This window comes from Streptomyces sp. NPDC025833, assembly GCF_055558055.1.
Genome location: NZ_JBVHNF010000001.1, coordinates 106425 through 133149 on the forward strand (window position 1 = coordinate 106425; position 26725 = coordinate 133149).

A 26725-nucleotide genomic window follows, 5' to 3' on the forward strand; every position below is an offset into this window, starting at 1 on the left:
CCGGCGACATTGCGGCCTTCCACCCTCGAAAGCTCACCGACCAGACAGGTGACCTCTCCACCCCTTCACCCTCGGCACCTCAGGCGCTATTGACATGAACCTGCACGACCCCGAGGCTTCATGCTTGAAGTTGCTTGATTGGCGCTCATTTCGAGCTGTTCCGAGCAACACCGTGCAGCAACACCGCGTAACGAACAGTCAGTCCGCAAAGGTGCGAGGGGAGCTGTTCCGCCGTGCGAAGACTCCGACACCGTGTGCCGTGGCCGGCCTGGATACCGCTGGGACTGGCGGGCGTCCTGGCCGGGACCGCGCTCGTCGCCCCGGTCCCGGCCCAGGCCGCCGCCACCGCGACCGGCGCCGTGCTGGACGCCGCCCATGCCCGCGTCGACTGGCGGAGCCCGGTCTACGCCAAGGGCACGGGCGGCGGCCCCGAGAAGTGCCCCGCAGCCGACGACGACCCGGACGGCCGGGTCTGCGACCGCTTCGACCTGACCGTCTCGGTGCCGGACGGCTACTGGGACGACAACCCCGAGGGGGGCGTCCCGCTGTCGATCGCGTGGGAGCACCCCTCGGACGACTTCGACCTGTACGTCTACGACGACCACGGCGAGCAGGTGGCGTCCAGCGCGGGCACCGCCGATCCCGAGGCCACGGTGATCCCGCGGGCGTCGGGGACGTACCACGTGGTCGTGGTGCCGTACGACGTGCGCGACGGCTCCGTCACCGGGACCGCCTACCTGCCCGCGACCGAGGACGCCGGGGACCTCACGTCCTTCCGCGGCGGCGACGGCAGTTACACCATCGGCGCCGGCCGGCTGACCGCGCGCGCGGACTTCCTGACGGACGGCCGGCTGCGGCTCCAGGCCGACCCCTCGGGCTCGCTCGGCGACCCCGCCGGCACCGCCATCGTGCGCGAGCGCCCCGCACTCCAGCGCCGCACGTCCACCTTCGACGCGGGCGCGTACTACGGCATCCGCTCCCCCGACGCCGTGCTGCGCGTGTACAAGAAACCGCTGCGGTTCGGGCTGTACGCGCCCGACGACCGCACCCGGATCTGGCAGGAGGACAAGCCGCTGCGCTGGTCGACCGGCGGGATGCGGCAGAGCCTCGTGCGCGGCGCCGACGAGCAGTTCTTCGGCGGCGGCGAGCAGAACGGCGGCTTCTCGCACCGCGGGCGGACCGTGTACGTGGCCAACAGCTTCGACTGGAACGAGGGCGGTTACAACAACTCGCAGCCCTTCTACCTCTCCAGCGCCGGCTACGGCGTCTTCCGCAACACCTTCGCGCCCGGCGTGTACACCTTCGGCTCCCCCGTCACCACCGGGCAGCAGGAACGGCGGCTGGACGCCTACTACCTCCTCGGTGACGCGAAGCAGGTCATCGGCAAGTACACGGCGCTGGTGGGCAAGCCCTTCATGCCGCCGGTGTACGGCCTCGAACCCGGCGACTCCGACTGCTACCTGCACAACGCCAACCGGGGCGAGCGGCACACGCTGGACGCCCTGAAGGTGGCCGACGGCTACACCGAGCACGGGATGCCGCTGGGCTGGATGCTGGTCAACGACGGGTACGGCTGCGGCTACGAGAACCTGGGGCAGACCGCCGAGGGCCTGAGGGACCACCACGCGCAGCTCGGCCTGTGGACCCAGGACGGCATCGACGAGCTCGCCGACCAGGTGAAGGCCGGCCAGCGGGTGGCGAAGCTGGACGTGGCCTGGGTGGGCAACGGCTACAAGTTCGCGCTCGACGCATGCGACGCGGCGAAGAAGGGCATCGAGGACAACAGCGACGCCCGCGGTTTCGTGTGGCTGCCGGTGTCCTGGGCGGGCGCCCAGCGCTGCGGGGTGCTGTGGAGCGGCGACCAGAAGCTGTCCTGGGACTACATCCGGTGGCAGATCCCGACCTACGCCGGCGCGACGATGTCCGGCATCGCCTACAACACCGGTGACGTGGGCAGCATCTACCGCCACGACGCCGAGATGTACACCCGCGACCTCCAGTGGAAGGCGTTCCTCCCGGCCGTCATGACGATGGACGGCTGGGCGAGCGACATCACCACGGGCAAGCCGGCCGATCAGCAGCCCTGGGTGGACGGCGAGCCGTACACCTCGGTCAACCGCGCCTACCTCCAGCTCAAGGAGCGGCTGCTGCCGTACATGTACACGCTGTCCGCCCAGGCTGCGAAGACCGGTGTGGGCGCGGTGCGTCCGCTGTGGCTGGAGTACCCGGACGACCCCGCCACCCTCGGCGCCGGGGCGAAGTACGAGTTCCTGTCCGGTCCGGACTTCCTGGTCGCGCCGGTCTACGAGCACTCCGCCACCCGCGACGGCATCTACCTGCCGAAGGGCACCTGGACCGACTACCGCACCGGCCGCACCTACCGGGGGCCCACCACGGTCGACGGCTACCACGCCCCGCTGGACACCCTGCCGCTGTTCGTGCGCGAGGGGGCGATCGTGCCCATGTGGCCGAAGGGCACGACGAGTTGGCAGACCCGTGACCGGCACGAGCTGGACTGGGACCTGTACCCGGCCGCGCACGGCACCAGCCGCTACACCCTGTACGAGGACGACGGGGTGAGCCGGGAGTTCACCGGGGGCGCGGCGGCCACCCAGCGCGTCTCGATGCGCGCGGACGCCCGCGGCACCACCGTGACGCTCGGCGCGAGCGAGGGCGACTACGCGGGCAAGGTGGACGCCCGCGCGTACCGGTTCACCGTGCACGGCGGCCCGGCACCCGCGCGGGTCCTGCTGGACGGGCGCCGGCTGCCGCGCGCCGCATGGTCGTACGACGCCGCCACGCACGTCACGACGGTGAGCACCCCGCGCCTGCCGCTCGACGGCGCCTTCACCGTGCGCCTGGTCGACGGAAGGTAAAGGAAACGTATGGTCTAGTCCAAAGAGCAATTTGGTCTAGTCCAACTCATTGACGTGACCTCAACAGTTACCCGAGGGTGGGGCTCCCCGATCGGGGTCCCCACCCTCTGGAGGCACGCATGAGACGTCTTCGGGCATGTCTGGGCGCGACGGCTGTCGTGGCCCTCGCCGCGGCCGGCACCACCGCACTGGTCGCGGGCAACGCCTCGGGCGCGACCACCGCGCTCGACAACCGCTGGTACGCCGCCGCGCCCTACCTGATGCCGCAGGACAACAACCCGCCGGACGCGGCCGCCATCATGGACGCCACCGGCCTGAAGGCGTTCCAGCTGGCCTTCATCCTCGCCCCCAACGGCGGAGGCTGCACGCCCACTTGGGACGGCACGGCCCCGGTCTCCTCGGACACCGCGGTGCGGTCGGTGATCGACGGCATCCGGGCCAAGGGAGGCGACGTCTCGGTCTCCATCGGCGGCTACGGCGGCACCAAACTCGGTCAGGCCTGCGCCGACCCGGCGTCCACCGCGGCGGCCTACCAGCAGGTCATCACCAAGTACGGCCTGCACGCCATCGACTTCGACCTGGAGGAGCCGGAGTACGAGAACACCGCGGCCATCAGGAACGAGATCGGCGCCGCGAAGATCCTCCAGCAGAACAACCCGGGGCTGTACGTCTCCGTGACCACGGCCGGCACGGCGGACGGCACCGGCTGGTTCGGCAAGCAGATGCTGCTGGAGGCCAAGGCGCAGGGCTTCACCCCCAACAACTTCTCCATCATGCCGTTCGACGGCGGGTTCAACGGGGCGGCGAGCCAGACCAGCGCGCTCACCAACTTCAACGCGGTCCTGCGGTCCACCTTCGGCTGGGACGAGGCCACCGCCTACGCCCACGAGGGCTTCTCGGGCATGAACGGGCGCAGCGACACGGGTGAGTACTTCTCGCAGGCCGACTTCCAGACGGTGCTCGACTACGCCACGAGCCACCACATGGACCGGTTCACCTTCTGGTCGCTCAACCGCGACCGGCAGTGCACCCCCGCCGACAACGGCGGCCGGACGTCCGGCACCTGCTCCAGCGTGGCGCAGGGCCCCTGGGACTTCGCCAAGTTCTCGGTCAAGTTCGCCGGGGTCACCCCGCCCACCACCACCCCGACGCCCACCCCGACCCCGACTCCGGCTTCCTGCAAGTCGGCCTGGAACTCGGCGACGGCCTACACGGGCGGCAGCGAGGTCTCGTACAACAAGCACAACTGGAAGGCCAGGTGGTGGACGCAGAACGAGGCGCCCGGCGCCTCGCAGTGGGGGCCGTGGGAGGACGAGGGGGCCTGCTGACCCTCCCGGCGTGACGGGTCCGGCACCTCGGACCATCGGGGACCAGGGACGTGTTCGGAGTTCACCACCCTGAACACGTCCCTTTCCGCGGGCGCCCGTCACGGCCTCGGCGGGCCTGGCCGGGTGCCCGCGGAACCGGCCGCGCCCACCGTCGGCAGGCGCCCCGACCTGCGCGACTGGTGCGAACGGCGGGACGGTCGTAGCGTCAGGAGGACGCGGTCGGACACGGCACGACAGTGGGAGCGGCCATGCGCGGATCACTGATGGGAACGGCGGTCACCCTGACGGCGGGAGTCCTGCTGACAGCGAGCATGACAACGGCCACGGCCGGTCCGCCGGACCGCGCGACGACGCCTTCGTGGCCCAGTCTGTCCCAGCCCGTCCTGGTGGACTGCCTGTGGCACCGCACCGTCCGCCCCGAAGACTTCCTGCTGGCCTGCGGTGACGGCAACAGCCGCCTCACCGATCTCCACTGGAGCCAGTGGAGTCCCGGCAAGGCGACCGCCGTGGGCGTCAACATGGTCAACGACTGCGTGCCGTACTGCGCGGCCGGCACCTTCCGGTCCTATCCGGTGACGGTCCGGCTGAACGGCTCGCAGACCTGGCGCAAGCACCCGGAGTTCACGCGCTTCGTGCGGCTGAGCCTGACCTACCCGGGGGCCCGCCCCCAGGGCTACCAGCAGGTCATGTCCTACCAGCTCTGGGACTGACGGCCGGCCCCCGGCCCTCCTCAGGCCAGTTCCACCAGGAGGTCGCCGCCCTCCACCTGCTGGATGCGGTTGATGGCCAGGCGGGCCACCCGCCCCGCCTTGGGAGCCGTGATCGTGGCCTCCATCTTCATCGCCTCGATGGTGGCGATCGTGGCACCGGCCGCCACCTCGTCGCCCTCCGTGACCGTCAGGGTCACCACACCGGCGAACGGGGCGGCGACATGGCCCGGGTCGGCGCGGTCGGCCTTCTCGGTCACCGGGACGTCGGTGGCGGCGGCCCGGTCCCGGACCTGGATGGGGCGCAGCTGGCCGTTCAGCGTCGACATCACGGTCCGCATGCCGCGCTCGTCGGCCTCGCCGACCGCCTGCAGCTCGATCAGCAGCCGCACGCCGGGATCCAGGTCGACGGCGTACTCCTTGCCGGGGCGCAGACCGTAGAAGAACGCCTTGCTGTCGAGCACGCTGGTGTCGCCGAAGCTCTGCCGGTGCGCGTCGAACTCCCGCGTCGGACCGGGGAACAGCAGCCGGTTGAGGGTGGCCCGGCGGTCCTTGCGCAACCCGTCGCGGTCCTCCGCGGACAGCTCCGGGGCGGGCTTGGGCGCCGCCCGGCCCCGCAGCGCCTTGCTGCGGAACGGCTCCGGCCAGCCGCCGGGCGGGGTGCCCAGCTCGCCGCGCAGGAAGCCGATCACCGAGTCGGGGATGTCGTACGTGTCGGGGGCCGCCTCGAAGTCGTCCGGGGAGACGCCCGCGCCCACCAGGTGCAGGGCGAGGTCGCCGACCACCTTCGAGGACGGGGTGACCTTGACCAGGTGGCCGAGGATCCGGTCGGCCGCCGCGTACATCGCCTCGATGTCCTCGAAGCGGTCGCCGAGCCCGAGGGCGACGGCCTGGGTGCGCAGGTTGGAGAGCTGGCCGCCGGGGATCTCGTGGTGGTAGACGCGGCCGGTCGGGGAGGCGAGGCCCGCCTCGAAGGGGGCGTAGATCCTCCGGACGCCCTCCCAGTACGGCTCCAGGTCGCCGACCGCCTGGAGGTCGAGGCCGGTGGGCCGCTCGGAGTGGTCGGTGGCCGCGACGATCGCGGACAGCGACGGCTGCGAGGTCGTACCGGCCATGGAGGCCACCGCGCCGTCCACCGCGTCGGCGCCGGCCTGGATCGCGGCGAGGTAGGTGGCGAGCTGGCCGCCCGCGGTGTCGTGCGTGTGCAGGTGGACCGGCAGGTCGAACTCACGGCGCAGCGCGGAGACCAGCTTGGCGGCGGCCGGGGCGCGCAGCAGGCCGGCCATGTCCTTGATCGCGAGGATGTGGGCGCCCGCGTCCACGATCTGCTCGGCGAGGCGCAGGTAGTAATCGAGGGTGTAGAGCCGCTCCGCCGGGTCGTTCAGGTCGGCGGTGTAGCAGAGGGCCACCTCGGCGACCGCCGTGCCGGTCTCCCGTACGGCGTCGATGGCGGGCCGCATCTGGCCGACGTCGTTGAGGGCGTCGAAGATGCGGAAGATGTCGATGCCGGTGGCCGCGGCCTCCTGCACGAACGCGTCGGTGACCTCGGTGGGGTACGGCGTGTAGCCGACGGTGTTGCGGCCGCGCAGCAGCATCTGGAGGCAGATGTTGGGCACCGCCTCGCGCAGGGCTGCCAGCCGCTCCCAGGGGTCCTCGGCGAGGAAGCGCAGCGCGACGTCGTAGGTGGCGCCGCCCCAGCACTCCAGGGACAGCAGCTCGGGCAGGGTGCGGGCGACGACCGGGGCGACGGCCAGCAGGTCCTTGGTGCGCACCCGGGTGGCGAGCAGGGACTGGTGCGCGTCGCGGAAGGTGGTGTCGGTGACGCCGATGGTGGGCGAGCGGCGCAGGTGATGGGCGAAGCCCTCGGGGCCGAGGTCGACCAGGAGCCGGCGGGACCCGGCGGGCGGCTCGCCCGCGGGCAGCGGCGGCAGCTTGGTCAGCGGGTCCAGCAGCCCGGGCCGTTCGCCGTGCGGCTTGTTGACGGTGACGTCGGCGAGGTAGGTGAGCAGCTTGGTGCCGCGGTCGGCGGAGTGGCGGGCGGTGAGCAGGTGCGGGCGCTGCTCGATGAAGGAGGTGGTGACCCGGCCCGCCTGGAAGTCGGGGTCGTCCAGGACGGCCTGGAGGAACGGGATGTTGGTGGCGACGCCGCGGATGCGGAACTCGGCGACCGCGCGCCGGGCCCGGCCGATCGCGGCCTGGAAGTCGCGGCCCCGGCAGGTGAGCTTGACCAGCATGGAGTCGAAGTGGGCGCTGATCTCCGTACCGGCGTGGGTGGTGCCGCCGTCGAGCCGGATGCCCGAGCCGCCCGGGGAGCGGTAGGCGCTGATCCGGCCGGTGTCCGGGCGGAAGCCGTTGGCGGGGTCCTCGGTGGTGATGCGGCACTGGAGGGCGGCGCCGCGCAGGGTGATCGTCTCCTGGGCGAGGCCGAGGTCGGCGAGGGTCTCGCCGGAGGCGATCCGCAGCTGGGCCTGGACCAGGTCGACGTCGGTGACCTCCTCGGTCACGGTGTGCTCGACCTGGATGCGCGGGTTCATCTCGATGAAGACGTGGTTGCCTTCGCGGTCGAGCAGGAACTCGACGGTGCCGGCGTTGCGGTAACCGATCTCGCGGGCGAAGCGGACGGCGTCGGCGCAGATCCGGTCGCGCAGGGCCGGGTCCAGGTTGGGCGCCGGGGCCATCTCGACGACCTTCTGGTGGCGGCGCTGGAGCGAGCAGTCCCGCTCGAAGAGGTGGATGACGCCGCCCGCGCCGTCGGCGAGGATCTGCACCTCGATGTGGCGGGGCTCCACCACGGCCTTCTCCAGGAAGACGGTCGGGTCGCCGAACGCGGCGTCGGCCTCGCGGGAGGCGGCCTCGATGGACTCGCGGAGCTGGGCCGGCTCCTCCACCCGGCGCATGCCGCGCCCGCCGCCGCCCGCGACCGCCTTGACGAAGACGGGGAAGCCGATCTCCTCCGCGGCGCGCAGCAGTTCCTCGACGTCGGTGGAGGGTGCGGAGGAGCCGAGGACCGGTACGCCGGCCGCGCGGGCGGCGGCGACCGCGCGGGCCTTGTTGCCGGTCAGCTCCAGGGTGGCCGCGCTGGGGCCGACGAAGGTGATGCCGGCGTCCTCGCAGGCGCGGGCCAGTTCGGGGTTCTCGGACAGGAAGCCGTACCCCGGGTAGACGGCGTCGGCGCCCGCCCGGCGGGCGGCGCCCACGATCTCCTCGACGGAGAGGTAGGCCCGCACCGGATGCCCCGGCTGCCCGATCTCGTACGCCTCGTCGGCCTTCAGCCGGTGCAGTGAGTTGCGGTCCTCGTGCGGGAACACGGCGACGGTGCGCGCGCCGAGTTCGTAGCCCGCCCGGAACGCGCGAATGGCGATCTCTCCACGGTTGGCGACCAGCACCTTGCGGAACATCCTTGATTCCCTCCAGCTGCCTGCCGGTGACGAACACCCGGGTGTGAGCCACGTCCTGCCGTATCTCGCGGCCACCCTAGGGGGTGGGCGCGCGGGTCGACGTGCGAAAACCATCACACCGACGGGGTGTGCGACGCCACAGTGGCGCGCCGGTGCGCGCGGTCGCGCCGCCGGGTCCGGGGCCGCGGCCGGGCCGCGGTCTCAGCGTTCCTGTGCCAGTTCGCGGTTGAGCGCGCGGAGGAACTCCGCAACCGTTTCGAGCTGCTCGGGGGTGAACTGCCCGCGGGCGGCCTCGGTGCTGCGGGCGAGCGGGCGGAAGTAGCTGCGTGCGAGCGCGCGGGCCGCGGGGTTGTAGTGCAGGTGCACCACCCGGCGGTCCGCGGCGTCCCGGGTGCGGGTGATGTGGCCCGCGCGCTCCAGCCGGTCGAGGCAGGCCGTGACGGCCCCCGAGGTGAGGTCGAGGCGCTCCCGCAGCCGCGAGGGGGTCATGGGCCGTCCGTCGGTCGCCGAGGCGTCCATGATGGCGGCCAGCGCGTGGACGTCCGTGGCGTGCAGCCGGTTGGCCTGGGCAAACGTATGGGCGATGCGGTTGAACTCGCTGTTCAGCGTGCGCAGGAGGACGGCGTAGGCGTGGAGGTCGCTCGCGGCGCCCTCCGGACTCTGCGTGCTGTGGTGCTGCATGCCCCAAGGATATTACCTCTCGATCATTGAGATACTTTATTTTCAAGGTAATGGCCTCCGTCCGCCCGTGCTCGACGAGGAGTGAACGATCACCATGCGACGACGACCCGTCCGATGGCTGCTCCCCCTTGCCCTCCTGATCGTCTGGCTCGGCCTCGGCGGGGCGTTCGGCCCCTACGCGGGCAAGCTGGGCGAGGTCTCCACCAACGACCAGGCCGCCTTCCTGCCGCGCAGCGCCGAGTCGACCCGGGTCATCGAGCAGCAGAAGGCCTTCGACCAGCGCGAGACCCTGCCCGCCGTCGTCGTCTGGACGGCGGCGTCGGGCGGCCGGGTCACCGGGGCGCAGCAGGCCGACGCGACCCGGGCGCTGCGGTCCCTCGCGGGCACCGAGGGCGTGGTGGGCAGCCCCTCGCCGGCGCTGCGTTCGCCGGACGGGGAGGCACTGGAGGGCGTGGTGCCCCTGCGCCCCGACCTCGGGGAGCGGCTGTCCGAGGTGCTGGCCGCGGTGGAGCGCGCCGGCGGCGAGGTGGCCGGCACCCGCGTGTGGCTCGCCGGCCCCGCGGCCAGCCGGGGAGATCTGGCGGACGCGTTCGCGGGCATCGACGGGATCCTGCTGGGCGCGGCCCTGGCCACGGTGCTGGTCATCCTGCTGCTGGTCTACCGCAGCGTGCTGCTGCCGCTCGTGATCATCCTCGGGGCCGTGCTCGCGCTCGGCGTCGCCTGCGCCGTCGTCTACGTGCTGGCCGGCCACGACATCGTGCGTGTCGACGGCCAGGTGCAGGGCATCCTCTCCATCCTCGTGATCGGCGCGGCCACGGACTACGCCCTGCTGCTGACCGCCCGCTTCCGCGAGGAGCTCGCCCGCGGCGCCGACCGCTTCGGCGCGTCCCGGGCGGCGCTGCGCGGTTCCCTGGGCGCGATCACGGCCAGCGCCGCGACCGTCGCCCTGGGGCTGCTCGCCCTGCTGCTCAGCGACCTCACCAACAACCGGGCGCTGGGACCGGTCGGCGCGATCGGCATCGCCTGCGCCGTGCTGACGACGCTCACCTTCCTGCCCGCCGTGCTCGCCCTGCTGGGCCGGGCGGCCTTCTGGCCGGCCAGGCCCCGGCCGGCCGACGCGGCCGCGGGGGGACAGGGGATCTGGCGGCACGTCGCCCGCCGGGTCGGCGCGCGCCCCCGGCGGCTGTGGCTGGGCGCCCTCGTACCGCTGCTGGCGGGCGCGGCCCTCTTCCCCGCCCTGCGCTCCGAGGGCGTGCCCCTGGACGAGCTGTTCGTCGGCGGCGCCCCGTCCGTCGCCGCGCAGCGCACCCTCGGCGAGCACTTCCCCGGCGGCTCCGGACAGCCGGTGGTGATCATCGCGGACGCGGGTGCGCGGGCCCGGGTGACGAAGGCGGCGGCCGCGACAGCGGGCGTGGCGGACGCGCGGGCGGTGGGCGCCTCGGGCCGGCCGGGCGGCCCGGCGCTGGTCGTGCGGGACCGGGTGCGCATCGACGCCGTCCTCACCGACGCACCGGACAGCGACCGGGCGAAGCGGACGGTGCAGCGGCTGCGCGACCGGCTCCGCGCGGCCGACCCGGGCGTGCTGGTGGGCGGCTACACCGCGCAGCAGTACGACACCCAGCGGACGGCGGAGCACGACCGGGCGCTGATCGAGCCCGTCGTCCTGGTGATCATCCTGGCCGTCCTGGTCGTGCTGCTGCGCTCCCTGCTGCTGCCCGTCCTGCTGGTCGCGACCGTCGCGCTCAACTATCTGGCGACCCTGGGCGTCGCCGGGCTGGTCTTCCGGCACGGCTTCGGGTTCTCCGGCACGGACGCCTCGGTCCCGCTGTACGGGTTCGTGTTCCTGGTCGCGCTGGGCGTCGACTACAACATCTTCCTGATGTCCCGCGTCCGCGAGGAGACTCTGCGGGTCGGCACCCGGGAGGGCGTGCTGCGCGGGCTGACCGCCACCGGCGGTGTCATCACCTCGGCGGGCGTCGTCCTGGCGGCGACCTTCGCGGCGCTCGTCGTCATCCCCCTGGCGTTCCTCGCCCAGATCGCGTTCATCGTCGCCTTCGGCGTGCTGCTCGACACGATCGTCGTCCGGTCCCTGCTGGTGCCCGCCCTGGTGCACGACATCGGCCCGGCCGTCTGGTGGCCCGGCCGCCCGGGCCGCGCGGCCGGGGACGACCGACCGGCACCGGGACGACCGCCGGCCCGGGAGCCCGTCGGGTAGGGGGCGCGGGGCCTGTCCACCGGTGCGGGAGCACGGGCACCGGCGCGCGTTCCGCGCGGGGTGCGGAGGGCGCCGGTGCCGGGGTTGCGCGGCACCCTCGCGGACACGGCCGAGGCGCGCGCGGCGCCGGGAAAGCGGGGAACGGTGCACACGCGGGTGCCATACGTTCCCCTCCCCGGCGGGTCGGCGGGTCGGGAGTCAGTCGCGTAGGAGCGCGGGCCCTGTCCGCCTGCGGGCCCTGTCCGCCTGCGGGCACGGGCACCGGCGCGCGTTCCGCGCGGGGTGCGGAGGGCGCCGGTGCGGGGGCCACATGCGGCACGCCCGGAGCCACGGCAGAAGCGCGCCCGAGAGGCGCGCAGCGGTGCACACGCGGGGAGCCGCGCCTCCCCGCCTCGGGAGCCCGGTACGTAGGAGCGCGGCCCCTTTTTCCCAAGGGCCCGCGGCCCGGGCGCGGCACGCCGCCACGGCAGAAGCGCGCGGCGCCCGGGGAGCGGGCAAGGGTGAAGACGCGGGCGCCGCGCCTCCTCCGGCCCGGTGGGGCCCCGGGGGTGGGCGCCGGTCGTGGCTGGCGGGGTGATCGCCGGGCCCGCGCCGGCGGTGGCCGCCGCCGTGCCGTCCGGCTCCGGGCGGGTGTCTCCGGGGGCGGGGTTCAGCCTTCGCGGGAGGCCGTCATGACCCGGGGCTCGACGGCGCCTCCGAGGGCGCAGGGGGGCACCGCCCTGGCCGGGGCGGCGCACACCGGCGGGGGAAGCGGTACGGGGGACACGGGCGCGCGCCCGGCGGTCGGTACGGGCAGCCGGCGCCGCAGGAAGGCGCGTACCCGCCCCCCGCGCCCGTGCAGCAGCCCGAGGACGATCGCCGTGCCCACCGCGACGAGGTGCTCGCGGCCGGCCAGGTTGGGCACGGCGATCGACTCCCACACCATCGAGCCGCCGGTCAGCAGGAACACCACGGGCGCGCGCCGGATCACCGCGAGGTAGGTGAAGAGTCCCACGACGGCCGCGGAGGGCCCGGTGTCGAGCACCCCCGCGGCCTCGGCCGGCAGTCCGAGGCCCCACCAGCCGGGCCCGAGCGCGATCATCAGGCGGGCGGTGAGGGTGCCGGCCAGGGTGGCCGCGTAGGCGACCACCAGGGTGCGGGCCCGGCCCAGGGCCAGGTCGGCCAGGGCGAAGGCGAGGAACACCTGGGTGATGCCGGCCCACACCGGCAGGTCCAGCGCGGGGACGTACAGCGACACGGGGGTGCGCAGCAGGGAGAGCCACAGCGGCAGGTCCGCCTGGACGCCGCCGAGCCGCCGTACCCACGTCGCCCCGGTGGGGTGCTGGGCGATGTCGTGGAAGAAGACGACAGCGGCCGCGGCGAGGAGCCCCAGCAGCAGCCCGGGCAGCCCGCGCCGGACGAGGCGCCGCACGGGCACGAGGACGACGGCGTGCCACTCGGCCCGCAGCGTGCGCCAGGTGAAGCGGGCGAGCCGCGCGAGGAGCGACCGGACGCGTCCGGCCCGGCCGTCGGCGGTCATGGGGCGACGCGGCCCGTCGGCTCCCCCGTCACGCACGTCTCCCCCAGTCCTCGCTGCCCGCGCCCGCTCCGGCGATCCCGTACCCGAGGACGCGGCCGGGTGGGCGCGGGTTGCCTCCCGGGTCCGTCCGCCGGGCGGGGAGCCGATGGGTCCTCGCGGTCGGCACCGCCCCCGGGCCCGCGCCCGCCTCCACGTCCGGAACAACCGGATCACCCCTTTCACGAGGAACGCGGTGAACACTCCGATATGGACTGCCCGTTGCAGAAAGCGGCACGGAACCTTTCGGTTTTGATCACGAACTCTCGTATAGTGACCGCCAGTTCCCCACCGAGTGTCACGACTCACTACCCGAACGTTTCCGTGCGTACCACCCTGCCCGTCTCTGCCGCGAGGACCAGACCGGACCGATGACCGCGCCCACGCATCCCGGCGACCGACCTTCCCCCCGTACGTTCGTCTCCGTCTTCGCCGTCACCGGTGTGCTGTCGGCGCTCGCGGTCTTCGCGGCCGTGGCGGCGGCACCGGGCACGGCACGCACCGCGCTCGCCTGGGACGGTGCCGCCGCGGCGGTCGTGCTCAGCGCGGCGGTGGCCACGGCCGCCCACGCCCGGCGCACCGCGCGCGACACCCGGCGCCGGCTGGAGGCGGCCACCCAGGACGTCGGACGACTACTCCAGCAGCAGTCCCGTGCGGCCGAGGGGGCGCGCCAGGAGCAGCAGCGGCTGATCGACGAACTCGCCCGGCAGCGGCGCGAGTCCGCGGAGGCGTCGGCCGCCGAGCGGGCCCGCGTGGTGCAGGAGGGCGCGTGGGAGCTGGACCGGCTCCGGCAGGAGAACGCGCGCCTGTCGCGCGAGATGGAGACGGCCCGGCGCGAGCGGGCCGCGGCCATCTCCGCCACGTCCAACGCCGCCGCCCGGATGCAGGCCCTCGCCACGGCCACGCTCGCCGACCTGCGGGCGATGGAGGACCGGCACACCGACGAGGACGTGCTGGCCGACCTGCTCCACCTCGACCACCGCACCGCCCAGGCCGGCCGGCTCGCGGACTCCATCGCCGTGCTCACCGGGGCGCGTTCGGGACGCCGCTGGGCCCGCCCGATCGCGATGGAGTCGATCCTGCGCGGCGCCATGGGCCGGATCGCCGGCTACCGGCGGGTGCGGGTGCACTCGGTCAGCGAGACCGCCGTCGCCGGGCACGCGGCCGAGGGCGTGATGCACGCGCTGGCCGAACTCCTCGACAACGCGGCGAACTTCTCGCCGCCGACCGCCGAGGTCCACGTCTACGTGGAGGAGGTCCCGGCCGGGGTCATCGTCTCGGTGGAGGACAGCGGCCTGGTCATGGGCGAGGTGCAGCTTCGCCGCGCCGAGCGGGCGGTCGCCGGTGACATCACCGAGCTGGGCGGCCTGACCGGCACCCGGCTCGGGCTCCCCGTGGTCGGCCGGCTGGCCCGCAAGCACGGACTCAAGGTGTCGTTCCGGCCGTCGGCGCGCGGGGGTACGGGCGTGCTGATGCTCATCCCGCAGGACATCCTGTCCGGTTCGGCCCCGGCCGGGCCCGCCGTCGCGGCGCCGCGCCCGGCGGACGCCCCGCCCGCCCCGGTGCCGGCCGCCGTCGGCCCCGCGCCGGCGCACGAGCCCGCCGCGCAGCCCGAGCCGGACCCGGCCGAGCGGGGCGCGGCCGAGGAGGGCCCGGCCGGGCTGCCCAAGCGGCGCCGGGGCCGTACGCTCGCCGAGGCCGAGCGCGGCCGGTCCGCACCGGGTACCGCGCCGCGCACCGCGTCGGCCGCCGACGAGGGCAGGACCCGCGCCGCCCGCTTCAGCAGCTTCCGCCAGGCCGTCCGCCCCTCCACCCGGCAGCACGCCCCGGGCCCGGACGACCCGGCACCGGCCCGCACGGCCGGCACCCCGGACCCCGCGGCGGCCGGCACCGCGCACCCGGCGGACGCCTCCCCCGGCAGCCGCGCCGGCGCCGCCCACGGGTCCGTCCCGGACGGACCCGGCCCGGACGGGCGGAGCGGCACCGGCCCGCGGCACACCGCGACCGGCGACCGCACCGCCGTACCCCCGCCGGACGGCGCGGCACCGCACACCGCGCCGGACGACCGGCCGGCCGGCCACCCCGCGTCCGGCGCCGGCGAGCACGACTCCCCCACCGCTTCCTCTCACCCGTACGCGCACCCGGAAGGCGACACCACTCCATGACCGGCCCGACCACCGCCGACGACAAGCTCACCTGGCTCCTGGAGGGCCTGCTGGAGAGGACCCCGGGCGCCCGGCACGCGCTCGTGCTGTCCCGGGACGGGCTGAAGCTGTGCCGGACACCGGAGCTGAGCGTCGACCAGGCCGACCAGCTGGCCGCCATCGCGGCCGGCATCCAGTCGCTGTCCCACGGGGCGTCCGTGGAGTTCGGCGACGGGAGCGGCGGCGTGCGCTCGGCCATGGCGGAGTTCTACGGCGGTGTGCTGTTCATCGTGGAGGCGGGCGCCGGCGCCCACCTCGCCGTGATCACCACCGAGGACGCGGACGCGGGCGTCGTCGGGCACAACATGAGCGAACTGGTCGAGCAGCTCGGCACGTACCTGACCGCTCCGCCCCGCACGTCATGAGCGGGCCGGGCATGCATCGTCCCGGCCGGGACGACGCCCCGCACCGGCTGTACACCATCACCCAGGGCCGTAGCCGCACCGACCCCGACCACCCCTTCGACCTGGTCACGCTCGTCGTCGCCGAGTCGGGGCCGGCGTCCGGCATGCAGTCGGAGCACGTGGCGATCCTGGAACTGACCCGGTTCCCCGCCTCGGTGGCGGAGATCGCCGCCGAACTGCGGCTGCCCGTCAGCATCACCAAGGTGCTGCTGTGCGACCTGCTGGCGACGGGCCGCGTCAGCGCCCGCCACCCGAGCCGGCCGGCCATAACCGATCCCGACATCCTGGAGCAGGTGCTCGTTGGACTCCGCAACCTCTGACGCGCGCACCCCGTTGGGTGCCTCCGCCGACCAAGGTTTCAAGATCGTGGTCGTGGGCGGCTTCGGCGTCGGCAAGACCACGCTGGTCCGCTCGGTCAGCGAGATCCGTCCCCTCAACACCGAGGAGACGATGACGCAGGCCGGTGAGACGGTCGACGACATCCGCCAGGTGCGCGGCAAGGAAGCCACCACGGTCGCCTTCGACTTCGGCCGGATCAGCCTGGACGCGCGCAACGTGCTGTACCTGTTCGGCGCGCCGGGCCAGGAGCGGTTCTGGTTCCTGTGGGACCGGCTGTTCTCCGGCACGCTCGGCGCGGTCGTGCTGGTCGACACCCGGCGGATCGACGACTCCTGGTACGCCATCGACCGGCTGGAGCACCACGGCACCCCGTTCATCGTGGTCTGCAACGACTTCGGCGGCCCGGTGCACGCCGGCACGGACGTCCGCGAGGCCCTCGACCTGGACTCGCACGTGCCGCTGCTCGACTGCGACGCCCGCTCCCGGGAGTCCGCCAAGCAGGTGCTCATCACCCTGGTGCAGCACGTGAAGAACCGGTACGCCGACCCGTCCGCGCGGGCGGTCCTGCCCCGACAGGAGTACGTGTGACCACCCCCGACGCCGTCCCGCTCGGCGGCCCCCGGTTCCAGACCGATCCCGCCCGGCTGTACCGGGAGATGCGGCGCGACCACGGCTCCGTGGTGCCGGTGCTGCTCGACGGCGACGTACCCGCCTGGCTGGTGCTCGGCTACCGGGAACTGCACCAGGTCACCGGCGATCCCGCGCTGTTCAGCCGGGACTCCGAGCTGTGGAACCAGTGGCCGGACATCCCCGCGGACTGGCCGCTGCTGCCGATGATCGGGCACCGCCAGCCGTCGATCCTCTACACCGTCGGCGAGCGGCACCGGCAGCGCGCGACGATGGTCAGCAACGCGCTGGAGTCGGTGGACCCCTTCGAACTGCGGGGGCACGCCGAGCGGTTCGCCGACGAACTGATCGACGCGCTGTGCTCGGCGGGCGAGGCCGATCTGGTCGCCCAGTACGCGATGCTGCTCCCGGTGCGGGTCCTGGCCCGGCTCTTCGGCGTCGCGGACGAGGACGGCCCGGCACTGGTCACCGCCCTGAACGACATGATCGACGGCCGGGAGCGCGCCCTGGCCGGGCAGGCCCATCTGGCCGGTTCCACGGAGCGGTTGGTCGCGGACCGCCGCAAGGAGCCCGCGGACGACGTGGTCTCCCGGATGCTCGCCGACGACAGCGGGTTCAGCGACGAGGAGATCGCCCAGGACCTGATGGTGATGATGGCGGCCGGGCACCAGCCGACCGCCGACTGGATCGGCAACTCGCTGCGGCTGATGCTGACCGACGACCGGTTCGCCGCCTCCCTGTTCGGTGGCCGCAACAGTGTCGCGGAGGCGATGAACGAGGTGCTGTGGGAGGACACCCCCACACAGAACGTCGCGGGCCGCTGGGCCGCCCGCGACACGCACCTCGGCGGCCGCCGGATCCGGGCCGGCGACCTGCTGCTGCTCGGCCTCCAGGGCGCCAACTCCGATCCGCAGGTGCGCACCGACGGCTCCGCGCTGACCGGCGGCAACAACGCGCACTTCTCCTTCGGCCACGGCGAGCACCGCTGCCCGTTCCCCGCGCAGGAGATCGCCGAGGTGATCGCGCGGACCGGTATCGAGGTGGTGCTGGACCGGCTGCCGGACATCGACCTGGCCGTGCCCGCCGGGTCCCTCGCCCGGCGGCCCTCGCCGTGGCTGCGGGGGCTGACCCGGCTGCCCGTCCGGTTCACCCCCGTACCCGCCCGCTGACCGCACCGCCTCGGCCGACCGCTCTTCCGCCGGGATCCGGGGGCGTCCCCGTGTCCCCCGGGCATGCCCAGTACTCCGACCACCTTGGAGGCACGTCACCATGACGACCGGTACCGAAGCTCCCCGCATCGCCCTGGACCCCTTCGTCGGCGACCTGGACGCCGAGAGCGCGGCGCTGCGCGCGGCCGGCCCGCTCGCCGCCGTCGAACTGCCGGGCGGGGTCCCGGTGTGGGCGGTGACCCGTCACGCGGAGGCCAAGGCGCTGCTCACCGACCCCCGGCTGGTGAAGGACATCGAGGCGTGGGGCGCCTGGCGGCGCGGTGAGATCCCGGCGGACTGGCCGCTGATCGGCCTGGCCAACCCCGGCCGCTCCATGCTGACGGTGGACGGCGCCGACCACCGCCGGCTGCGCACCCTGGTCGCGCAGGCGCTCACCCCGCGCCGGGTGGAGCGGATGCGGGAGCGGATCGAGGAGCTGACCCGGGGCCTGCTGGACGCGCTGCCGGCGGACGGCGGGACCGTGGACCTGAAGGCGGCCTTCGCCTATCCGCTGCCCATGTACGTCGTGGCCGACCTCATGGGCATCGAGGAGGCCCGGCTGCCCCGGCTGAAGGTGCTGTTCGAGAAGTTCTTCTCCACGCAGACCCCGCCCGCGGAGGTGGTGGCCACCCTCACCGAACTCGCGCAGATCATGGCCGAGACGGTGGCGGCGAAGCGGGCCGAGCCGGGCGACGACCTGACCAGTGCGCTGGTCCTCGCCTCCGCGGACGGCGACCACCTCACCGACCAGGAGATCGTCTCCACGCTCCAGCTCATGGTGGCGGCGGGCCACGAGACGACGATCTCCCTGATCGTCAACGCCGTCGTCAATCTCTCCACCCACCCCGAGCAGCGCGCCCTGGTGCTGTCGGGCGAGGCCGACTGGTCGGCGGTGATCGAGGAGACGCTGCGCTTCTCCACCCCGACCTCGCACGTGCTGATCCGGTTCGCCACCGAGGACGTGCCGGTCGGCGACAAGGTGATCCCGGCCGGGGACGCGCTCATCGTGTCGTACGGGGCGATCGGCCGGGACGAGTACGCGCACGGGCCGACCGCCGGGGAGTTCGACATCACGCGCGAGAGCGGCAACCGGCACATCTCCTTCGGTCACGGTCCGCACGTCTGCCCGGGCGCCGCCCTGTCCCGCCTGGAGGCGGGCGTCGCCCTGCCCGCGCTGTACGCCCGCTTCCCCGGCCTCGACCTCGCGGTGCCGGCCGCGGAACTGCGCAACAAGCCGGTGGTCACGCAGAACGACCTGTTCGAGCTGCCGGTGCGGCTGAACCCGTAGGGTCCCTCGTCCGGGTGCGCGGCTTGACTTCGAGCGCGCTCCAACTCGTAGCGTCGTCGACAGCACGCGGGGCCCTCGCGCCCGGCCTTCCGCACGGGATGCCGGGCGCCGTGATCCGTCGCTGAACGGAAGAAGGCCCTCGCGTCCCGGAGAACGACGAACGAGCGTGTACGAAAGGACCTGCCATGCAGCAGCGCAGCCTGCGGGATCTCCAGGTGTCGGCCATCGGCCTCGGATGCATGGGGATGTCCGCCTTCTACGGCTCCGCCGACCGGGACGAGGGCATCTCGACGATCCGCCGCGCCCTCGACCTCGGCGTCGACTTCCTCGACACCGCGCAGATGTACGGCCCGCTCACCAACGAGTCGCTGGTCGGCGAGGCGATCCGGGGGCACCGCGACGAGTACGTCATCGCCACCAAGTTCAACTACCGCATGGACGACGCGGTCCCCGGCGACATGAGCACGATCGGCCGGCAGGACGGCTCGGCGGAGCACGTGCGCGGTTCCGTGCACGGCTCGCTGGAGCGCCTGGGCACCGACCACATCGACCTGTACTACCAGCACCGCGTCGACCCGGAGGTGCCCATCGAGGAGACGGTGGGTGCGCTGGGCGAGCTGGTCGCCGAGGGCAAGGTGCGGTACATCGGGCTGAGCGAGGCGAGCGCGGACACCATCCGGCGCGCCCACGCCGTCCACCCGATCACCGCGGTGCAGAGCGAGTACTCGCTGTGGACGCGGGACGTGGAGGCCGAGGTGCTGCCCGCCTGCCGGGAACTCGGCATCGGCTTCGTGCCGTACTCGCCGCTCGGCCGCGGTTTCCTCGCGGGGCGCTTCAGCTCGCCCGACGAGCTGGACGAGAACGACTTCCGCCGCGGCAACCCCCGTTTCGCCGAGGCCAACCTGCGGGCGAACCGGCGGCTGGCGGAGAAGGTGAAGGAGATCGCCGCCGAGAAGGACGTGACCCCGGCGCAGCTGGCCATCGCCTGGGTGCTGGCCCAGGGCGAGGACGTGGTGCCGATCCCGGGCACCAAGCGGCGCTCCTACCTGGAGCAGAACGCCGCCGCGGTCGGCATCGAGCTGACCGCGGACGACCTGGCCCGCATCGACGCCGAACTCCCCGAGGCGGCGGGCGAGCGGTACGACGAGGCGGGGATGCGGTCGGTCAACCGGTAACCGGTCGCGGGGACCGGCCGGCGGCGGGGGCGCGGCCCGGAGAGCCTGTGCCTGTCCTCTGCCTATGCCTGTCCTCTGCCTGTGCCTGTGCCTGTGAGGAAGCACACGGCGACCGGCAAGGACCGGGCGCGCGGCGGGCGTTGGCACCGGGTGCGGCGGCGCGGCCGGGCGGCCGGCGGCGGCCCCGCCGTCCCGTCTGCCACCATGGTCGGCGCCCTGACCAGGCGGCCCGGCCGTGCGACGCAGCCGGACCGACGGGACCCGCCGGTCTGTCCCGTCTCTCCCGGTTGTCGAGTGTTCCGCCGTGCCCTCTTCCTCCCCCCTGCCCTCGTCCGTGCCCACCAGCGGCCCGGCCGCACGATCGCCGTGGCGGTCCCTGCGGCACCGGAGCATGCGCTGGTGGTCGGCCGCGAACTTCGTCTCCAACGCCGGTACGTGGATGCAGCTCACCGTGCAGAACCTGCTCGTGCTGCACATCACGGGCTCGGCGGCGGCGACCGGCCTGTCCATGTCGGTCCAGGCGGCTCCCGCGCTGTTCGTGAGCCTCCTCGGCGGCGCGGCCGTGGACCGCTGGCCCCGCAGGGCGACGGTCGCCGTCAGCCAGGTCCTGCTCGGCGCGGTGGCCTTCACGACGGCACTGCTCGTGGCACTGGACCGGGTCGACATGACCGCGCTCCTGGTGCTGGCCGCCGTGACCGGCGTCATCGCCACCGTCGACGGCCCGGCCTGCGCCCTGCTCGGCAACGACCTCGTGCCCGTGACCGACGTGCCGTCCGCGATCGGGGTGGGCGCCCTCGTGCACAGCTCGGGCCGGCTCGCCGGGACGGCCCTGGCCGGCGTGACCGTCGGCTTCCTCGGCACATCGGCCGCCTACGCCGCCAACGGCCTGTCGTTCCTGTTCGTGGCGTCGGTGGTGCCGTTCCTGCGGCCCGCGCCCGGGGCCGGGCGGGAACCCGCGGCCCCCCGCCCGGTCCCGGTGCGCGCGACGACGAGCATGCGGGAGGGCCTGTCCTTCTTCGCGCGCAGGCCGCGCCTGGTCGCCCTCGCGGGCATCACCGGGATCAGCTCCGTCTTCGGCCGCAACTACGGCCTGACCCTCGCCGTCCTCGTCACCGGGCCGCTGGCCGGGGGCGCCGGGGCGTTCGGCACGGTCTCCACCGTGCTGGCCGTCGGCGGCATCCTCGGCGCGGTGCTCGGGGCCCGGCTGCGCAGGCCGTCGGTGCGGACCGTGGGACTGCTCGCGGCGGCCGGCGCCCTGCTCCAGGCGGTGGCGGGCCTGTCGCCGTCGCCGGCCGTGCTGCTGGTGCTGGTGCTGCCGATGGCGATCGTGGAGTCCGCCTCCGACACCGCCGGCACGGCCGTCCTCCAGACCGACCCGCCGCCACACCTGCGGGGCCGGGTGCTCGGCGTGTGGAGCAGCGTCGGCACGGTCTGGGGCCTGGGCGGCCCGCCCGCGCTGGGTCTGCTCATGGAGTGGGCGGGGGCCCGTGGTGCCCTGGTCGCGGGCGGGCTGCTCATCGCCGGGTCGATCGGCGCGGGCCTGCTGGTGCGCCGCCGCCGCGGCCCGGTACCGCTGGCGCTGGCCCGGAGGGACGGCGACGTGGCGGGCCGCGAGGCCCTGGGCACGGCGGCCTGACACTCCCTCCCCCGGCGGCCTGGCATCGCGACATCGCGCCGTACGCCGGACGGCCGGGAGCCGTTCCGCGTCGGGTCAGGCTTCCCGGCCGCACCGGCGGCGCGCCGGGATCCGCCCGTACCCGTCCGGCACCGGCCGCCGTGCGTCAGTCGCGGCGGTCCGGCAGGTGGTAGACGTGGAACGCCTGTCCGATGACCGGCTGGGCCACGTTGCGCACGCGGACCCCGCCGCTGGTCATGCCGTGCTCCGTGCCGGCGTGCGCGTGGCCGTGCACCGCCAGGTCCGCGCCGCCCGTGTCGATCGCCTCCGCGAGCAGGTAGCTGCCGAGGAACGGATAGATCTCCGGCGGCTCACCGGCCAGCGTGTCGGGCACGGGCGAGAAGTGCGTCAGCGCGATCCGGGCGCCGCAGTCCTGCTCCGCCAGCTCCTCCAGGGCGCTGTGCAGGCCGTCGGCGCACCGCCGGGAGTAGCGGACGAACTCCTTCATCAGCGGTTCGCCGAACTCCCCGGCGCAGCGTCCGACGAAGCCGCCGCCGAAGCCCTTGGTCCCGGCGACACCGATCCGGGTGCCGTCGGCGTCGACCACGGTGGCCTGCCCTTCGAGGACGTGCGCCCCCGCGTCCCGGAGGATGGCGGAGACCTCCTCGGGGCGTTCGCCGTGGTGGTCGTGGTTGCCCAGCACGGCGACGACGGGCACCCCGATGTCCTTGATCTCCCGGGCGACGACCGCGGCCTCCTCCGGCGTCCCGTGCCGGGTCAGGTCGCCGGCGAGCAGCAGCACGTCGGCGCACCGCGGCAGCGTCTCGAAGGAGGGGCGGAGCGTGCCCTGGCTCTCGGGTCCCATGTGGATGTCCCCGACGGCCGCGACGCGGATCATGTCAGGTCCTCTCCGTGATCGGGCGAGGAGGTCCCGGCGATGAGCAGGTCACTGTGGACCGAGTGCCCCGCCAGTCCCTCACGGGCCATGTGCAGGATGTCGTCGCGGCACTGCGTGGACGGCACGGTGCCGGTGAGCAGGACGGCGTCGCCGCGCATCTCGAGTCGTACGCCGAGTTCTCCGAGGTCCCCGGCGGCGAGGCGTTCGGCGAGGTGGGCGACGAGGTAGTCCAGGTTCCCCGCCGCCTGCCGGGGCGGTGGGCCGGTGTCGGTCATGAGTGTTCCTCCTGGGCGTCGATCACGTTCAGCCGTTCGAGGAGGAAGAGGAAGGCGGCGGGCATGGGCTGGTCGCCGCAGGCCGCGCGGACCACGTCCCAGTCGACCTTCTCGCGGACGGCGCGTGCCACCGGCAGGACCGATCCGAAGTCGCAGTAGTGCTCGGAGAAGGCACTGATCAGGCTGTGGATCAGATCGGTCGGGCACAGGACGGGCATCAGCACCGAGTCGACGGGCAGGACGTGGGCCCGCTCCAGCATCTCCCGGGTGACCGGCTGGTGTGCCAGGGCGAAGATGATGTCGACGTTCTGCCCGTGGCAGGTGGTCTTCAGCAGCCAGTCCTCCGGCGGGACGCGCACGTCGAGCCCTGCCTCGCGCAGGGTGGCCGCCACCGCCTCGGCGTCTTCGGGCAGGATGGCGAAGTCGGCGTCGTGCTGGAGGTAGCGGCTGCCGCCGTGGGAGTAGACGGCCACGCTTCCGGCCAGCGCGAACGGGTGGTCCGCGCGTTTGAGGATGGCCCCGATGCGTTTGGCGGCCTCCAGAATGGCCTGGCTGCGGTCCTGCGGCAGTTCCGCCGGTTCCGCGCCGGGCGCGGACGGCAGACAGCACGGCCCCTCCGAGGCGAGGTGGAGTCCGGTGGTCTCCGGTCGCCGGAGGGGCGTGGTTTCCTCCCCGTTCTGCGTCATGACCTCTCCATTCGGCACCCTGAACCTCCCGTCGGCCGCCGGTCGGCCGCGGGAGTCGTACGGGTACCCGGCGCGTCGCCCCCGACACAGCGCGCACGGAGGGGTTCGGTCGCGCGGAGGGGGTCAGTCCTCCACGACGAGCGCCGGGGTGCCGGCGGTGAGGATCTCCCCGCGGAAGAAGGCGGGGCTGCGGCGCCGCATCACCAGCATGATCACCAGGCCGAGGAGCAGCAGGCCGACGCCGATCACGAACACGGAGCCGACGCCGAGGACGGCGGAACCGCTGCCGTAGGCCGGGTTCCACATGTCGTAGAGCGTCTTGCCGAACACGGCGGTGAGCAGCAGGCCGCCGAGGACCGGGAAGACGCCCTTGAAGAGGGCCTCGCGGGGGGAGCGGGTGAGGTCGCGGCGGAAGAACCAGGCGCAGGCGAACGCGGTGAGCGCGTAGTAGAAGCAGATCATCAGGCCGAGGGCGTAGATGGTGTCGACCAGGACGTGCTCGCTGAGCAGGGACATGACCGTGTAGAAGACGCCGGTGGCGACTCCGGCGGTGACGGTGGCCCGGCCGGGGGTGCGGAACCGCTCGTGCACGCGGGCGTAGGAAGCGGGCAGGGCCTGGTACGTCGACATGGCGAGCACCGTGCGGGCGACCGGGATGAAGGTGGTCTGGAGGCTGGCGGCGGCCGACGCGAGGACCGCGGCGAACAGCAGGATGCCGAGGCCGTGGCCCATGACCGGGCCGGCCAGGGCGGCGAAGACGTTGTCGGAGGTCGCCGGGTTGGCGAGGCCGAGGCCCGAGGTGCCGGAGCCGACGGCCAGCTGCGCGGCGACGGCGGTGGTGAGGTAGGAGCCGACCAGGACGACCATGGCGATCAGCGCGGCCCGGCCGGGCGTCTTCTCGCTGCCCACGGTCTCCTCGTTGGCGGTCAGGCAGGTGTCCCAGCCCCAGTACATGAAGATCGACAGGGAGAGGCCGGCGCTGAAGGACGCGAAGGACTTCACCGCGAAGGGGTTCATCCAGGACCAGGAGAAGTCGGCGTGGCCGGGGAAGGCGCCGATGCGCGCCTTGTGCAGGGCGAGGGCGACGAAAAGGGCGAGCACCACGAGCTGGAGTCCGACCAGCGCGTACTGCACGCCCTTCGTGGTGGTCATGCCGCGGTAGCTGATCGCGGTGGCGGCCGCGATCAGCGCCAGACACGTGAGGATGTGGACGGCCTTGTTCCCGTCGAGGCCGGCGACCGCGTCGCTGCCGGTGATCTCGCCGGCCAGCAGCCACAGGTAGGAGGTGGCGACCCCGGCGAGATTGGACAGCACGATCACGGTGGCGATGACCAGGCCCCAGCCGCACATCCAGCCGACGTGCGGGCCGAACGCCTTGACGGTCCAGGTGAAGGACGTGCCGCAGTCGGGCACGGCCTTGTTGAGCTCCCGGTAGGCGAAGGCGACCAGCAGCATCGGCAGGAAGCCGGCGAGGAACACGGCCGGCATGTGGAGGCCGACCTCGCCCGCGGTGGAACCGAGCGTGGAGGTGAGGCAGTAGACGGGCGCGACGGTGGAGACGCCTATGACCGCACTGCCCAGCAGGCCGATGGAATCGCCGCCGAGGCCCTTGCCCCGCACTCCCTCGCCGGATACCGCCTCGGGGGCGTCCGGCCTCATCGCCGTCTGTGTCATGACACAACACGCTAAATGCTGCGAATTCGGTTGAGGCCGCCACAGAAGGCCCACCCAGGACCTTAATTTCACAGGCCACGGACCGAACTTCTCCTGCATATGAACGGGAGATTACGTTAATCCATGCACGGAACGAAGGCAACGTGACGGATGTCCGATATCCGGGAACCGAAGTGCCGCCCGGAATGCCCGATTCCAATTCTTCCGTGTGACGTACGCCGCTTCCACCGCTCCTCCGTCGGCGAGTGGCCGCCCCGGCTGCCCGATAGCACGCTGGTAGGCATGGCACCCCGGCTCCGGCACCCGGACCGGCGGCATCCGTGGCGGTCGGCCCACGCGCTGCCGCTCCTCCCGGTCGCGCTCGTCGTGCTGATCACCACGGTGGACCTGCGCGTGCCCGAGGACGTCCACCTGGGACCGGCCCTCGTGATCGCCCCCGCGCTCACCCCGTCCTTCGCCGGGCCCCGGACGACGGCCGGCATCGGCGTGCTGGCGATCGCCGCCCAGTGCCTCATCGGCGTCCACCACGGCGGGATCGGCACCTCGAACCACATCGTGCAGATCATCACCCTCTCGGTCCTCGTGGTGCTCACGGTCCTCTACAGCGCGCTGCGCGAGCGCCGGCAGGCCCAGCTCGCGCAGGTCCGCACGGTTGCCGAGGCCGCGCAGCACGTCCTGATGCGGCCACTGCCCGAACGGATCGGCACCCTGCGGATCGCCTCGCTGTACCTGGCCGCGGAGGACGAGGCCCAGATCGGCGGGGACCTGTACGCCACGGCCCTGGGCGACGGCTCGGTCCGCGTCCTGATCGGCGACGTCCGCGGCAAGGGCCTGCCCGCCATCGGCGAGGCGGCCCTGCTGCTCGGGGCGTTCCGGGAGAACGCGCACCGGCCCGTTCCGCTCGGGGAACTGGCCACCGCGCTGGACGACAGCATCACCCGCCACACGGCCGAGCTGGCCGCCGGGGACGAGGAGGGCGAGCGGTTCGCCACCGCGCTGCTCGTGGAGATCCCGGACCACGCCCCGGTCGGCCGGATGACGAGCTGCGGCCACCCGCCGCCGCTGCTGCTGAGCCCCGGGCACGTCGTCACGGTGCCGGCCCTGCGCCCGTCGCCGCCGCTGGGGGTGCACGACGGCACCGAGCACCCGCTGGACGTGGTCCCCTTCGAGCCGGGTGACACCCTGCTGCTGTACACGGACGGGGTGGTGGAGGCCCGGGACGAGCGGGGACGGTTCTATCCGCTCTCGGAGCGGGTGGCGCGGTGGACCGGCGACGGCCCCGAGGCCCTGATGCACCACCTGCGGCGCGATCTGCTCGCCCACGCGGGCGGCCGGCTCGGCGACGACGCCGCACTGATCGCGCTGCACCGCACCCCCGCCGACCACCCCCGCCACCACCGCGTCCGCGCCGGCACGAGCGGCCGGGAGGACGCGGCACGCTGAGCGTGCCGTGCGGGAGGGCGTGCGGGCCGGCGGGCAGACGTGCGCATGGGCGGGCGGGCGTCCCCCGTACGGACTCACGCGCGGCGCCGGGATCCGGCCGGGCAGGGGAAAACCGGACCGGGTCCGGCC

Annotated in this window: 20 protein-coding genes; 13 read left to right on the plus strand and 7 right to left on the minus strand. The window is 73.6% G+C overall.

Annotation, left to right across the window (positions count from 1 at the left end):
* Positions 1-704 precede the first annotated feature (704 nt).
* From ACZ4K2_RS00515 to ACZ4K2_RS00525, 3 genes are all read left to right on the plus strand, one after another.
* Positions 705-2876: a glycoside hydrolase family 31 protein gene (locus ACZ4K2_RS00515; RefSeq protein ID WP_467477837.1), complete on the plus strand. Its 2172-nt coding sequence runs from the start codon at positions 705-707 to the stop codon at positions 2874-2876.
* Positions 2877-2995: 119 nt separating this feature from the next.
* Positions 2996-4204 (plus strand): chitinase, encoded by a 1209-nt coding sequence (locus tag ACZ4K2_RS00520; protein WP_467477670.1) that lies wholly within the window; start codon positions 2996-2998, stop codon positions 4202-4204.
* A 248-nt stretch (positions 4205-4452) separates the two neighbouring features.
* Positions 4453-4914: a hypothetical protein gene (locus ACZ4K2_RS00525; protein WP_467477673.1), complete on the plus strand. Its 462-nt coding sequence runs from the start codon at positions 4453-4455 to the stop codon at positions 4912-4914.
* A gap of 20 nt (positions 4915-4934) precedes the next feature.
* Here the strand turns inward: ACZ4K2_RS00525 and ACZ4K2_RS00530 are convergent, their stop codons facing one another.
* Together ACZ4K2_RS00530 and ACZ4K2_RS00535 are read right to left on the minus strand one after the other, a co-directional pair.
* Positions 4935-8309 (minus strand): pyruvate carboxylase, encoded by a 3375-nt coding sequence (locus ACZ4K2_RS00530; protein WP_467477676.1) that lies wholly within the window; start codon positions 8307-8309, stop codon positions 4935-4937.
* A gap of 201 nt (positions 8310-8510) precedes the next feature.
* The gene (locus ACZ4K2_RS00535; RefSeq protein ID WP_467477679.1) at positions 8511-8990 is read right to left on the minus strand and encodes a MarR family winged helix-turn-helix transcriptional regulator; all 480 of its coding nucleotides are present in this window, start codon (positions 8988-8990) and stop codon (positions 8511-8513) included.
* 94 nt (positions 8991-9084) lie between these two features.
* On the opposite strand from ACZ4K2_RS00535, the gene ACZ4K2_RS00540 reads away from it, so the two are divergent.
* Positions 9085-11205, plus strand: a complete 2121-nt coding sequence (locus ACZ4K2_RS00540) for an MMPL family transporter (protein WP_467477681.1) — start codon at positions 9085-9087, stop codon at positions 11203-11205.
* 649 nt (positions 11206-11854) lie between these two features.
* Here the strand turns inward: ACZ4K2_RS00540 and ACZ4K2_RS00545 are convergent.
* Entirely contained in the window at positions 11855-12724 is an 870-nt protein-coding gene (locus ACZ4K2_RS00545) for a hypothetical protein (RefSeq protein WP_467477684.1), read from the minus strand.
* 407 nt (positions 12725-13131) lie between these two features.
* Here ACZ4K2_RS00545 and ACZ4K2_RS00550 point away from each other — a divergent pair, with 407 nt between their 5' ends.
* The 8 genes from ACZ4K2_RS00550 to ACZ4K2_RS00585 all read left to right on the plus strand — a co-directional run bounded on the left by ACZ4K2_RS00550 (position 13132) and on the right by ACZ4K2_RS00585 (position 21641).
* On the plus strand, positions 13132-14925 hold the full coding sequence (locus tag ACZ4K2_RS00550; RefSeq protein WP_467477687.1) for a sensor histidine kinase: 1794 nt from the start codon (positions 13132-13134) through the stop codon (positions 14923-14925).
* Positions 14922-15329 (plus strand): roadblock/LC7 domain-containing protein, encoded by a 408-nt coding sequence (locus tag ACZ4K2_RS00555; protein WP_467477690.1) that lies wholly within the window; start codon positions 14922-14924, stop codon positions 15327-15329. Before ACZ4K2_RS00550 ends, ACZ4K2_RS00555 begins: the two co-directional genes overlap by 4 nt.
* An 11-nt stretch (positions 15330-15340) precedes the next feature.
* Positions 15341-15688: a DUF742 domain-containing protein gene (locus ACZ4K2_RS00560; RefSeq protein WP_467477693.1), complete on the plus strand. Its 348-nt coding sequence runs from the start codon at positions 15341-15343 to the stop codon at positions 15686-15688.
* Positions 15669-16295 (plus strand): GTP-binding protein, encoded by a 627-nt coding sequence (locus ACZ4K2_RS00565; protein WP_467477695.1) that lies wholly within the window; start codon positions 15669-15671, stop codon positions 16293-16295. The genes ACZ4K2_RS00560 and ACZ4K2_RS00565 overlap by 20 nt, the downstream gene beginning before the upstream one ends.
* Positions 16292-17503 (plus strand): cytochrome P450, encoded by a 1212-nt coding sequence (locus ACZ4K2_RS00570; RefSeq protein WP_467477697.1) that lies wholly within the window; start codon positions 16292-16294, stop codon positions 17501-17503. The genes ACZ4K2_RS00565 and ACZ4K2_RS00570 overlap by 4 nt, the downstream gene beginning before the upstream one ends.
* 100 nt (positions 17504-17603) lie before the next feature.
* Positions 17604-18830 (plus strand): cytochrome P450 family protein, encoded by a 1227-nt coding sequence (locus tag ACZ4K2_RS00575; protein ID WP_467477699.1) that lies wholly within the window; start codon positions 17604-17606, stop codon positions 18828-18830.
* A 185-nt stretch (positions 18831-19015) separates the two neighbouring features.
* On the plus strand, positions 19016-20005 hold the full coding sequence (locus tag ACZ4K2_RS00580; RefSeq protein ID WP_467477700.1) for an aldo/keto reductase: 990 nt from the start codon (positions 19016-19018) through the stop codon (positions 20003-20005).
* Positions 20006-20396: 391 nt separating this feature from the next.
* A complete protein-coding gene (locus tag ACZ4K2_RS00585; RefSeq protein WP_467477839.1) occupies positions 20397-21641 on the plus strand; it encodes an MFS transporter in 1245 nt (414 codons plus the stop codon).
* 145 nt (positions 21642-21786) lie between these two features.
* Here the strand turns inward: ACZ4K2_RS00585 and ACZ4K2_RS00590 are convergent, their stop codons facing one another.
* The 4 genes from ACZ4K2_RS00590 to ACZ4K2_RS00605 all read right to left on the minus strand — a co-directional run bounded on the left by ACZ4K2_RS00590 (position 21787) and on the right by ACZ4K2_RS00605 (position 25153).
* Positions 21787-22518: a metallophosphoesterase family protein gene (locus tag ACZ4K2_RS00590; protein WP_467477703.1), complete on the minus strand. Its 732-nt coding sequence runs from the start codon at positions 22516-22518 to the stop codon at positions 21787-21789.
* A complete protein-coding gene (locus ACZ4K2_RS00595; RefSeq protein ID WP_467477705.1) occupies positions 22515-22793 on the minus strand; it encodes a BON domain-containing protein in 279 nt (92 codons plus the stop codon). The genes ACZ4K2_RS00590 and ACZ4K2_RS00595 overlap by 4 nt, the downstream gene beginning before the upstream one ends.
* Positions 22790-23479 carry a hypothetical protein gene (locus ACZ4K2_RS00600; protein ID WP_467477707.1) on the minus strand — a complete coding sequence of 230 codons (690 nt, stop codon included), beginning with the start codon at positions 23477-23479 and terminating at the stop codon, positions 22790-22792. Before ACZ4K2_RS00600 ends, ACZ4K2_RS00595 begins: the two co-directional genes overlap by 4 nt.
* A gap of 123 nt (positions 23480-23602) precedes the next feature.
* Complete coding sequence (locus ACZ4K2_RS00605) at positions 23603-25153, minus strand: APC family permease (protein WP_467477710.1); 1551 nt, start codon at positions 25151-25153, stop codon at positions 23603-23605.
* 282 nt (positions 25154-25435) lie between these two features.
* Between ACZ4K2_RS00605 and ACZ4K2_RS00610 the strand changes: the two genes are divergently transcribed.
* Complete coding sequence (locus ACZ4K2_RS00610; RefSeq protein WP_467477712.1) at positions 25436-26596, plus strand: PP2C family protein-serine/threonine phosphatase; 1161 nt, start codon at positions 25436-25438, stop codon at positions 26594-26596.
* The last annotated feature ends 129 nt before the right edge of the window (positions 26597-26725 follow it).

Excerpts from the sequence above, each read along its gene's own strand:
- ACZ4K2_RS00520 (WP_467477670.1), top strand. The coding sequence starts at position 2,996 with ATGAGACGTCTTCGGGCATGTCTGGGCGCGACGGCTGTCGTGGCCCTC.
- ACZ4K2_RS00525 (WP_467477673.1), top strand. The coding sequence starts at position 4,453 with ATGCGCGGATCACTGATGGGAACGGCGGTCACCCTGACGGCGGGAGTC.
- ACZ4K2_RS00530 (WP_467477676.1), bottom strand. The coding sequence starts at position 8,309 with ATGTTCCGCAAGGTGCTGGTCGCCAACCGTGGAGAGATCGCCATTCGC.
- ACZ4K2_RS00535 (WP_467477679.1), bottom strand. The coding sequence starts at position 8,990 with ATGCAGCACCACAGCACGCAGAGTCCGGAGGGCGCCGCGAGCGACCTC.
- ACZ4K2_RS00540 (WP_467477681.1), top strand. The coding sequence starts at position 9,085 with ATGCGACGACGACCCGTCCGATGGCTGCTCCCCCTTGCCCTCCTGATC.
- ACZ4K2_RS00545 (WP_467477684.1), bottom strand. The coding sequence starts at position 12,724 with ATGACCGCCGACGGCCGGGCCGGACGCGTCCGGTCGCTCCTCGCGCGG.
- ACZ4K2_RS00550 (WP_467477687.1), top strand. The coding sequence starts at position 13,132 with ATGACCGCGCCCACGCATCCCGGCGACCGACCTTCCCCCCGTACGTTC.
- ACZ4K2_RS00555 (WP_467477690.1), top strand. The coding sequence starts at position 14,922 with ATGACCGGCCCGACCACCGCCGACGACAAGCTCACCTGGCTCCTGGAG.
- ACZ4K2_RS00560 (WP_467477693.1), top strand. The coding sequence starts at position 15,341 with ATGCATCGTCCCGGCCGGGACGACGCCCCGCACCGGCTGTACACCATC.
- ACZ4K2_RS00575 (WP_467477699.1), top strand. The coding sequence starts at position 17,604 with ATGACGACCGGTACCGAAGCTCCCCGCATCGCCCTGGACCCCTTCGTC.
- ACZ4K2_RS00580 (WP_467477700.1), top strand. The coding sequence starts at position 19,016 with ATGCAGCAGCGCAGCCTGCGGGATCTCCAGGTGTCGGCCATCGGCCTC.
- ACZ4K2_RS00585 (WP_467477839.1), top strand. The coding sequence starts at position 20,397 with ATGCGCTGGTGGTCGGCCGCGAACTTCGTCTCCAACGCCGGTACGTGG.
- ACZ4K2_RS00590 (WP_467477703.1), bottom strand. The coding sequence starts at position 22,518 with ATGATCCGCGTCGCGGCCGTCGGGGACATCCACATGGGACCCGAGAGC.
- ACZ4K2_RS00595 (WP_467477705.1), bottom strand. The coding sequence starts at position 22,793 with ATGACCGACACCGGCCCACCGCCCCGGCAGGCGGCGGGGAACCTGGAC.
- ACZ4K2_RS00600 (WP_467477707.1), bottom strand. The coding sequence starts at position 23,479 with ATGACGCAGAACGGGGAGGAAACCACGCCCCTCCGGCGACCGGAGACC.
- ACZ4K2_RS00605 (WP_467477710.1), bottom strand. The coding sequence starts at position 25,153 with ATGACACAGACGGCGATGAGGCCGGACGCCCCCGAGGCGGTATCCGGC.
- ACZ4K2_RS00610 (WP_467477712.1), top strand. The coding sequence starts at position 25,436 with ATGGCACCCCGGCTCCGGCACCCGGACCGGCGGCATCCGTGGCGGTCG.